10 protein-coding genes are annotated in these 8,371 nt (G+C 70.1%); 3 read left to right on the top strand and 7 right to left on the bottom strand.

Features of this window, described 5'->3' with window-relative positions; translation table 11 throughout:
- Positions 1-117: 117 nt before the first annotated feature.
- The 7 genes from ACFW9D_RS05315 to ACFW9D_RS05285 all read right to left on the bottom strand — a co-directional run bounded on the left by ACFW9D_RS05315 (position 118) and on the right by ACFW9D_RS05285 (position 6,115).
- Positions 118-327, bottom strand: a complete 210-nt coding sequence (locus ACFW9D_RS05315; protein ID WP_384618009.1) for a hypothetical protein — start codon at positions 325-327, stop codon at positions 118-120.
- Between the two features lie 440 nt (positions 328-767).
- Positions 768-1,505, bottom strand: coding sequence for an NIPSNAP family protein (locus ACFW9D_RS05310; RefSeq protein ID WP_384618006.1), 738 nt, complete (start codon positions 1,503-1,505; stop codon positions 768-770).
- A gap of 96 nt (positions 1,506-1,601) precedes the next feature.
- Complete coding sequence (locus ACFW9D_RS05305; RefSeq protein ID WP_384618004.1) at positions 1,602-2,030, bottom strand: Rrf2 family transcriptional regulator; 429 nt, start codon at positions 2,028-2,030, stop codon at positions 1,602-1,604.
- Between the two features lie 98 nt (positions 2,031-2,128).
- Positions 2,129-2,527 carry a hypothetical protein gene (locus ACFW9D_RS05300; RefSeq protein ID WP_188340868.1) on the bottom strand — a complete coding sequence of 133 codons (399 nt, stop codon included), beginning with the start codon at positions 2,525-2,527 and terminating at the stop codon, positions 2,129-2,131.
- A gap of 198 nt (positions 2,528-2,725) precedes the next feature.
- A complete protein-coding gene (locus tag ACFW9D_RS05295; RefSeq protein ID WP_384618000.1) occupies positions 2,726-4,306 on the bottom strand; it encodes a S8 family serine peptidase in 1,581 nt (526 codons plus the stop codon).
- 334 nt (positions 4,307-4,640) lie between these two features.
- The gene (locus ACFW9D_RS05290) at positions 4,641-4,937 is read right to left on the bottom strand and encodes a dsRBD fold-containing protein (protein WP_188340870.1); all 297 of its coding nucleotides are present in this window, start codon (positions 4,935-4,937) and stop codon (positions 4,641-4,643) included.
- A gap of 140 nt (positions 4,938-5,077) precedes the next feature.
- Complete coding sequence (locus ACFW9D_RS05285) at positions 5,078-6,115, bottom strand: GlxA family transcriptional regulator (RefSeq protein ID WP_188340871.1); 1,038 nt, start codon at positions 6,113-6,115, stop codon at positions 5,078-5,080.
- 152 nt (positions 6,116-6,267) lie between these two features.
- Here ACFW9D_RS05285 and ACFW9D_RS05280 point away from each other — a divergent pair, with 152 nt between their 5' ends.
- The 3 genes from ACFW9D_RS05280 (at position 6,268) to ACFW9D_RS05270 (ending at position 8,295) form a co-directional block, all read left to right on the top strand.
- A complete protein-coding gene (locus ACFW9D_RS05280) occupies positions 6,268-6,906 on the top strand; it encodes an HD domain-containing protein (RefSeq protein ID WP_384617995.1) in 639 nt (212 codons plus the stop codon).
- Entirely contained in the window at positions 6,903-7,397 is a 495-nt protein-coding gene (locus ACFW9D_RS05275; RefSeq protein WP_384617992.1) for a nuclear transport factor 2 family protein, read from the top strand. Before ACFW9D_RS05280 ends, ACFW9D_RS05275 begins: the two co-directional genes overlap by 4 nt.
- Before the next feature lie 253 nt (positions 7,398-7,650).
- Positions 7,651-8,295 (top strand): hypothetical protein, encoded by a 645-nt coding sequence (locus ACFW9D_RS05270; RefSeq protein WP_384617989.1) that lies wholly within the window; start codon positions 7,651-7,653, stop codon positions 8,293-8,295.
- The last annotated feature ends 76 nt before the right edge of the window (positions 8,296-8,371 follow it).

Genomic DNA, 8,371 nt, shown 5'->3' with positions numbered 1-8,371 from the left:
GGGCATCCCCTTGCGGAGATGCCCCCACGGTGGGTCAGCGCGCCGGAGCGGTCGGCGGCCGAACCCCGGCTTGCGCGGTCGATGACGCTTCGTCGTCGCGCAGGCGGGCGGTGGCGGTCAGAGAGAGACGCTGACGCCGAAGTCGCGGTACTGGCCGACCGCACCGAGGACCTGGTCCTGGACGGCGCCGGCCTGCGCGAGGAGCGAAGCGTCGCTGACGACCTGCGGACCCGCCATGATGGAGGCGTGCGGGGCCACGCCGCCGGAGACGGTGTCGAGGTCGGCGTCGGTGAGCTCGACGGTCTGAAGCTGGTGAGCGGAGTTCATTTCAGTACTTCCCTTTCGCATGGATGGATCCACAAGAGGGGGTGGCCCCGCTGGGGACTGCGGGCCTCGACCGCAGGAACGGCGACGCCCGTTCGACGGGTGTCGCTGCTCCGGGGGAGCGGTGACGTGGATCAAACCACGCAGCCCACCCGAGATCTAATGAACGGCCGCCCCTGCCAGGCCTGTTCGACGTCCGAGCGGCACACTCGCGTGGATCCGCACACGGATCCGGGCCCACTTCTCCACATCGTTCACGTCGGAGCGAAGTGGCCGGGACGCCGAGCGCACTCCGCGAACAGGACAATCGCGAGATAGGCGACGAGCCGCGAGGGTGTCGATGTCCGCCGCCAGGCATCCGTATCGACCTTGCGGAGCCTCGGTGCAGATCCGCCGACTGAGGTCCCCCGGCTGCCTTTGGGCGCGACCCCCCGCTTCGGGGCTCACCGCAGCGCCGACCGCCCGGTGGGTGTGAGCCGCAGCTGTTGCGGAGCCCTGGCCCAACGCTCCGAAAGAGTCGGCAGGACCTCCTCGCGCCAGCGCTCCGAGTGCTCCAAGCGCTTCAGATGGTCGTCCATGCGGCCTTCGTCGGCGGAACGCGCGAACCAGACGAAGACCTCCTCGTTCGTCCGCACCGGCAGCGCGGGGAAGGTGTTCTCGGCGTGCTCCGACTGCAGATACGCCAAGGGCTCGCAGCCGGTCTCGGCGAGCACGGGGCGCACGCGCCGCTCGAAGAACTCGACGAACGCGGCGTCGAACGGGCCGCGGCCGTACCAGACCGTGGCGAGGAACGACGACGGTGATCGCGGCGCCGGTTCGCCGGGAGCCGGCCGGGCGCCGACCGGCACGGGGAAGCCGCCTTCCGGTGAGGCCGGCCGCAGCAACAGCACGTCGTCGGAGTCGACCATCGTCGCGTTGGCCTCGTCGCGGTGCGCCCGCCAGACCGGCCCGCCGTAGAAACTCTCCAGCGCCTCGGTGCGACGCCGCATGTCGTCGAAGCCGCGGAGCCAGACGAATCGGTCGGGATCGTCCAGGTCACGGAACTGCCCGAGCAGGGTCGCGCCCGCGTCCTCCTGAGACTCGACGAACTCCCGGTCGAACAGATCGATCAGTACGTCCCGCTGTCCTGGGTGCAGCGTGTACTGCCGCAGTTCGACGACCGGACACCGTAGGGGATTCACGACTCTGACTCCTCATCGAACTGTCGGAACAATTCTTGTTACAACAAGCGGCATGGTGACCGCAGGCCGTGCGCGCGTCCGAGGGCGACCCGCCGCCTAGTTCGCCAGCGACTCGCGGAGAACATCGGCGATGGACGTGTCCGCCAGTTCCGCCCGCATCGCTTGCTCGACCCGCCCGTAGACCCCGCCCAGCGCGGGCCGGATGCCTCGACCGACCGGGCACTCCAGGTTGGGCTCGGTGTGGTGCAGACCGAACGGCGGCTGCGCGTCGACGGCGTCGTACACCTCCAGCAGGGTGATGTCCTCGGGCTCACGGGCCAGACTCCAGCCCGCACCGGCACCGCGGCGCACCTCCACCAGGCCGGCCCGGCGTAGGTCACCGAGGCTGCGCCGGATGATCACGGCGTTGGTGTTGACGCTGGCCGCGACCTGCTCCGAGGTGAGCACCTCCTGGCCACGCCGCTGCGCGAGCGCAAGCCAGGCCAGCGCATGCGTCGCAAGGGTCAACCTACTGTTGGCCGCCATCACCCCTCCTAGTTGCAACAGCTTCTGTTACACCTGGCCCCGCCGTCAAGCCGCTTCGCCGGTCCATGAGTTGGAGCGGCACGATCTGTCGGGAGAAGTCAGAGCGGGAGCCAATCAGGCCACCACGCCGGAGCATTGTCGGGGGCGCACTCGGCCACGCTGACGGGGTATCCCGAGGGGGCTCCAAGCATGGACATCATCAACCAGTAAGTCCCCAGAGTCACAAGGACAGAGACGATCGAAGCCGCCACGATGCTGCGGCCGCCCAGGAAGCCGAAGGCGAGCATCCACAGCACGGAGATGACCAGCCACAGTGCGAAGAAGACAGGGATGAGGGAGAAGAAGTTGGCCGACGCGTTGATGCCGATCTCGCAGTCGTTCCAGGCTCTCCCCAGCATCGTTGTCCCGGCATAGGAGCCGACCACTCCGGCGACCGGGCCTGTCACGCACCCGACAAGTCGACGTGCGGCCTGAGCATCCCCACTCCTGCTTTCCATGCGCGCCTTCCCTCGATGCGGCTCCCGCGGCGGTCCTGCCTCGGGGCGGTCCCGCGAGTGCCCGGACGTGGACGCATCCTTCCAGGCCTGCCCGGGTGTGGGCGCCGTCCGGTTCCCTCTTGACCACCGGTCACACGGAGAAGGGGCGGCCGCACAGGCGGCCGCCCCTGTCATGCGCGGGGTTTCAGGATTTGGGCGTCAGAACTGCAGGGCCCAGGAGCTGATCCTGCCGGTGTCGTAGGACGCGTTGTCCGTGACCCGGAGTTTCCACGTGCCGTTGGCGACCTCGGAGGAGGCGTTGACGGTGTACGTGGTGTTGATGTTGTCCGCGCTGCCACCGGTACCGAAGGCCTTCAGGGTGTACGCCGTGCCGTCGGGGGCGATCAGCTGGACCTGGAGGTCACCGATATAGGTGTGGACGATGTTCACCGGCACCTGCAGACCGGAGGGGGCGTTGCCGCTGACGCCGGAGACGGTGATCGGGGACTCCACGGTCGCGTTGTCGTTGATCGTGTAGCTCGTGGTGTTCTCGAAGCGGTCGCCGGTGGGCGGCGGTGTGGTGCCGCCGTCGCCGACGTACAGGAGCTTGTTCGGCGAGCCGGTGCCCGGGCTGGTCACCACGTTCGGGGTGGCGGCCGTGGTGAGCGCCGAGGAGACCTGCGACGGAGTGGCCGTCGGGTTGGCGCCCAGGTAGAGGGCGGCGGCGCCGACCACGTGCGGGGTGGCCATCGACGTGCCGGAGATGGTGTTGGTGGCCGAGTCGCTGGTGTTCCAGGACGACGTGATGGAGGAGCCCGGAGCGAAGATGTCCAGGATGCTGCCGTAGTTCGAGTAGCTGGCGCGGGCGTCGGAGGACGTGGTGGCGCCTACGGTGATGGCCTCGGCGACACGGGCCGGCGAGTAGTTGGAGGCGTTGGCCCCGTCGTTGCCGGCGGCGACGGCGTAGGTGACACCGGAGGCGATCGAGCGGCGCACGGCGTCGTCCAGGACCGTGTCGACGCCGCCGCCCAGGCTCATGTTGGCCACGGCCGGCTTGACGGCGTTCTGGGTCACCCAGTCGATGCCCGCGACGACCTGGTCGGTGGTCCCGGAACCGGAGTTGTCCAGGACGCGGACGCCGACGATCTTCGCCTTCTTGGCGACGCCGTACGAGTTGCCCGCGACGGTGCCCGCGACGTGGGTGCCGTGGCCGTGCCCGTCCTGCGCGGTGTTGTCGTTGTCGATCGCGTCGTAGCCGTAGGAGGCCCGGCCGCCGAAGTCGCTGTGGGTGATGCGGACGCCGGTGTCGATGATGTACGCCGTGACGCCCTGGCCCGCGCTGTCCGGGTAGGTGTAGCTCTGGTTGAGCGGCAGGGCCTTCTGGTCCAGCCGGTCGAGGCCCCAGGACGGCGGGGAGGGCTGCGTGCCGTCGACGTGGAAGACCCGGTTCTGGCTGACGGTCTCGACGGCCGGGTCGGCGGCGAGCTTCTTGGCCTGGGTCTGGGAGAGCTCGACGGAATAGCCGTTGAGCGCGGCCGTGTAGGTCCGCTTGATCTTGGCGCCGAACTTCGTCGCCACCGCCCGGCCCTTCGCGGTCTCCGCCTGGGCGGCGGATTCGCGCAGGGTGACGATGTAGCTGTTGGCGACGGTCCCGTCCGCGCCGGCGTTCAGAATGACGCCTTGGGCAGCGGATCCGGCGGCCTGGGCCGGGAGGGCGGAGAGGGAGCCGAGGGCGAGAGCCGCGACGGCTACGGCACCGGCGGCGGCGCGTCTGCGCCGTCTGTCACGCATCACGAACATGTGAGGGGTCCTCCTCATCGGTGGTGCGTTGCTGTGGGGGTTGTCGAGCCGGGACCCTGCCGGGGCCGGCGGACGGAAAACACCGATCGACATGCCAGGGGCATGACAAATCAACGACGGGAATGCCGCGCTGTTCGTCATCCTGGGCTGCCAGGCGAAAGATTGACTGATCCATAGGAATCCCGCAAGAGCGTCGATTGCGTCGACGCGCGGGATCCCTCGGGTTGTCCGAACCTCGCCGGTCCGTGAGCGCGTGGCCGGTCGGCGCCGTGCACGTCGGGCGGGAAACACAAGGGAGCGCCCGGGCCAGCGGCCCGGGCGCCTGCGCGCGGCCCTAGGACCTGGTCATCTCCGGCCAGCCGAGCTGCGCGATACGGGACTTGCGAGAGTTTCCGGCCGCCTCCATGTCGTGGTACGCGTTCCTCTTCAACTGTGCGGCCAGCTGCTCCAGGGCGCGGGCGGCCGCGAGTTCGTCACCGATCGCGGGGACGTCGGTGTCGACGGGGTTGCAGCGGGCGGTGCCGCTGCCCGTGAGGTGCGCGGAGCCGGTGTCGAGATCGACCCGAACCTCGGTCCGGCGCTCCTCCTCCGACAGGTGTAGGCGGGCGGTCCATTCGGCGGTGTGCGACATGGCGTTCCTCCAGGGATCTCGAGGGTGCCGGCGACCGGATCGCGGCAGCGCGGTCCTGGTTCCATTGTCCGCCCGGAGGGGCTCGGGCAGCGCCATGCGCACCACGCCGCGGCGGATGCGCGGACGGGGGCGGACATCCGTCAGCGGCTCTCAGCGATTCGGTCGGCCGATTGCGCCGCGCCGCGAGCCCGGCCGCCCTCGGACCCGCCGCGCCCTGTCGTACGGAACCTCGCGCGGTACGCCGAGGGCGTCACTCCCAGATGCCGCAGGAACACCCGCCGCAATGTCTCGTCGCTGCCCAGGCCGCTGAGGCGAGCCGTCGCGGTCACCGTCCCGCCCGAGTCGAGCAGGGTCCGGGCGGCTTCGAGGCGGACCGACTCGACGTAGCCGCCGGGGGTGTCGCCGATCTCGTCGCGGAACAGCCGCGTGAGATGGCGGGCGCTGAGGCCCGCCCGCCGGGCGAGTTCCGGCAGGGAGTGGTCCGCGGCGGGGTCCGCGTCGATCGACCTGAGGAGTGCGGTCAGGCCGCTGTGGCGCGACGCGGGGGTGCGCGTGGCCACGGAGAACTGGGACTGCCCGCCCGGGCGCTGAAGGAAGACCACCAGGTCGCGAGCCACTTCCCGGGCCAGGTCAGGCCCTTCGTCGGCCTCCACGAGGGCCAGGGCCAGGTCGAGTCCCGCGCTCACGCCCGCCGAGGTGAAGATCCGTCCGTCCCGCACGAAGATGGCGTCGGCGTCGACGTCGATGTCGGGGTGCCGCTGTGCCAGCGTGGCCGTGTGCCGCCAGTGCGTGGTGGCGCGTCGATCCCGCAGCAGCCCGGCCTCCGCGAGCGCGAAGGCGCCGGTGCACACGGACGCGGTGCGCCAGGACGCGGAGTGGAGCGTGCGGACGGCGTCGGCCAGTCCGTCCGGCAGTCGCCGGGGCAGCGCGGGGGAGCCGGGCACGATCAACGTGTGGACGCGCCCCGTGAGCGCGTCGACCGGGTCCGTGAGCAGCCGGGTCCCGGACGAGGTGGTGACAGGTCCGCCGTCCGGGGACAGCAGGACCACCTCGTAGCGGGCACCCAGATCGACCGCCGTGCTGAAGACCTCCAGCGGAGCCGTGACGTCGAGCAGTCGCACGCCCTCGTACGCGAGTACGCAGACGATTCGGCGCAGGGGGCGCTCACCGGTTCTCATCTCTCCAGGCTAGCGCGATGCCATGGCCATATGTGTGGGGTTCATGTCTGGAAGGACATGGTGCGCGAGCGTGCGCGGACGGCAGGCTGAACGCAACGCAACGCACCGCATCGCCCGCACACGGCAGGCGACCGACCAGGAGACGACCGACCGTGACCACACGCATCGCCGGCATCGAGATCCCCGACAGCGCGCTCGCCCAGGAGGCGACCGAACTGGTCCGCGACACCGCGGGCACCCTGCTCTACGACCATTCGCGCCGCGTCTACCTCTTCGGCGCCCTGCGCGGCCGCCGCCGCGGTCTGGACTACGACCCCGAACTCCTCTACGTGGCAGCGCTGTTCCACGACCTGGGGCTGACCCCGAAGTACGCCACCTCCGCACAGCGCTTCGAGATCGACGGAGCCGACGCGGCCCGCGACTTCCTGACGCGGCACGGACTGCCCCTGGAGCGCACCCGGACGGCATGGACCGCGATCGCCCTGCACACGACGCCGGAGATCCCGTACCACATGGAGCCGGAGGTGGCCCTGGTCACCGCGGGCGTCGAAGTCGACGTCCTGGGGCTCGGGTTCGACGAGACCACACAGGACCAGCGGGACGCGGTCGTGGCCGCGCATCCGCGGCCGGACTTCAAGCGGCGGATCCTGGAAGCGTTCACCGAGGGCATCGCGCACCGGCCGGCCACCGCGTTCGGGAACGTCAAGGCCGATGTCCTCGCCCGCTTCGCTCCGGGATTCGTACGGACCGACTTCGTGACCGTCATCGAGAACTCGGAGTGGTCGCAGTGAACTCCTCCCGTGACACCCGGACCCAGCAGACGACCCCGGCCCGTCGTCCCGTACCGCCGTTCAGCGAAGCCGACGCCGTGGCCAAGGTGCAGGCGGCCGAAGACGCGTGGAACACGCGTGTTCCCGACCGGGTGTCGCTCGCCTACACACCGGACTCGGTATGGCGCAACCGCGACACCTTCGTGACCGGCAGGGACGAGATCCGAGCCTTCCTCGCAGCGAAGTGGGAACGCGAACTCGACTACGCCCTGCGCAAGGAACTGTGGACCTTCGGCGACGACCGGATCGCCGTGCGCTTCCAGTACGAATGGCGGGACCCGGCCGGTCGGCACTGGCGGTCCTACGGCAATGAACTCTGGGAGTTCGACGCCGACGGCCTGATGCGGCGGCGCGAGGCCAGTATCAACGATGTCCCGATCCAGGCCCATGAGCGGCGGATCCACGGACCCAGGCCACCGCACGAGCGTGGGGCGGCGCTTCCCCTGGAGTGACGGGAGCACGGCGTCAGTCCGGTCGGCAACCGCACCTACGTTCCGCTCGTGGCCGGCAGCTTCCCGAACACCTCACGGGGCTTCGAGTCCCCGTTCGGCGGATACGTGTGGTTCCGCGGGCTCCGGCGCGGGATTCGGCTTGCCCAGACGTCTCCGCCACCTCACGCGCACCAAACATGCACACAGGCCTGACAAACTGCGCGGGACATCGCCGTAACGGCGGAGAACTCACCCAATAGCGAAGGTTTCGTACATGCGCAAGGCACGTATCGCACTGACGGCCGCTCTGGTCACCACGCTCGGCCTCGGACTCACGGCGTGCGGCGGCGGCGACAGCGAGGACGGGGCGAAGGAGAAGGAGTCGCCCGCAGCGACGGCGCCCACTCCGGAGAAGGAGAGCCCGAGCGCCGACGCCGCCGGGAGCGAGGGTGGCGACGCCCAGCCCGCAGGTGATGTCACCGCGCCGGGTACCGGGCTCAAGGTCGGCGACAAGGCGGTCCTGCCCTTCGAGTACGCCAAGAAGAAGGGCACCCTCGCCATCACCGTCACGGCGATCGACAAGGGCGCCGAGGCCGACATGTCCCAGTTCGGTGCGCGAGCGAAGGGCCTGACGCCGTACTTCATCAAGATGAAGGTGGAGAACGTGGGCGACACCGACCTGTCGCGCGCGTACGTGCAGCTGCGGGGCCTGCTCGACGGTGGCCAGAGCACCGGCGTCTCGCTGATCGGTGACATCCCGGGCAAGTGCGACAAGGAATCCGCACCGGCCGAGTTCGGCAAGGGAGCGTCGTTCGAGACCTGCTCGCTCGCCGCGTCGCGCAGCGGTGATGTCACGGGCGCCGAGTTCGACGACGGCGACGCCTACAGCGACAAGCCGGTCGTCTGGACCACCGGCTGATCCGTCACCGGAGACCGCCCGTCCGGGGGGCGCGCGCGGGGGGGCGGCGGCCCCCCGGCCGGGCGGCCGCGCGGGG

Origin of the sequence: Streptomyces sp. NPDC059524 (assembly GCF_042749255.1) — a bacterium.
GTDB lineage: Bacteria > Actinomycetota > Actinomycetes > Streptomycetales > Streptomycetaceae > Streptomyces > Streptomyces xanthii.
Note: the sequence above shows the minus strand (reverse complement) of the source record. Positions and strands in the feature narration are given on the sequence as shown.

Excerpts from the sequence above, each read along its gene's own strand:
- ACFW9D_RS05315 (WP_384618009.1), bottom strand. The coding sequence starts at position 327 with ATGAACTCCGCTCACCAGCTTCAGACCGTCGAGCTCACCGACGCCGAC.
- ACFW9D_RS05305 (WP_384618004.1), bottom strand. The coding sequence starts at position 2,030 with ATGGCGGCCAACAGTAGGTTGACCCTTGCGACGCATGCGCTGGCCTGG.
- ACFW9D_RS05300 (WP_188340868.1), bottom strand. The coding sequence starts at position 2,527 with ATGGAAAGCAGGAGTGGGGATGCTCAGGCCGCACGTCGACTTGTCGGG.
- ACFW9D_RS05295 (WP_384618000.1), bottom strand. The coding sequence starts at position 4,306 with ATGTTCGTGATGCGTGACAGACGGCGCAGACGCGCCGCCGCCGGTGCC.
- ACFW9D_RS05290 (WP_188340870.1), bottom strand. The coding sequence starts at position 4,937 with ATGTCGCACACCGCCGAATGGACCGCCCGCCTACACCTGTCGGAGGAG.
- ACFW9D_RS05285 (WP_188340871.1), bottom strand. The coding sequence starts at position 6,115 with ATGAGAACCGGTGAGCGCCCCCTGCGCCGAATCGTCTGCGTACTCGCG.
- ACFW9D_RS05270 (WP_384617989.1), top strand. The coding sequence starts at position 7,651 with ATGCGCAAGGCACGTATCGCACTGACGGCCGCTCTGGTCACCACGCTC.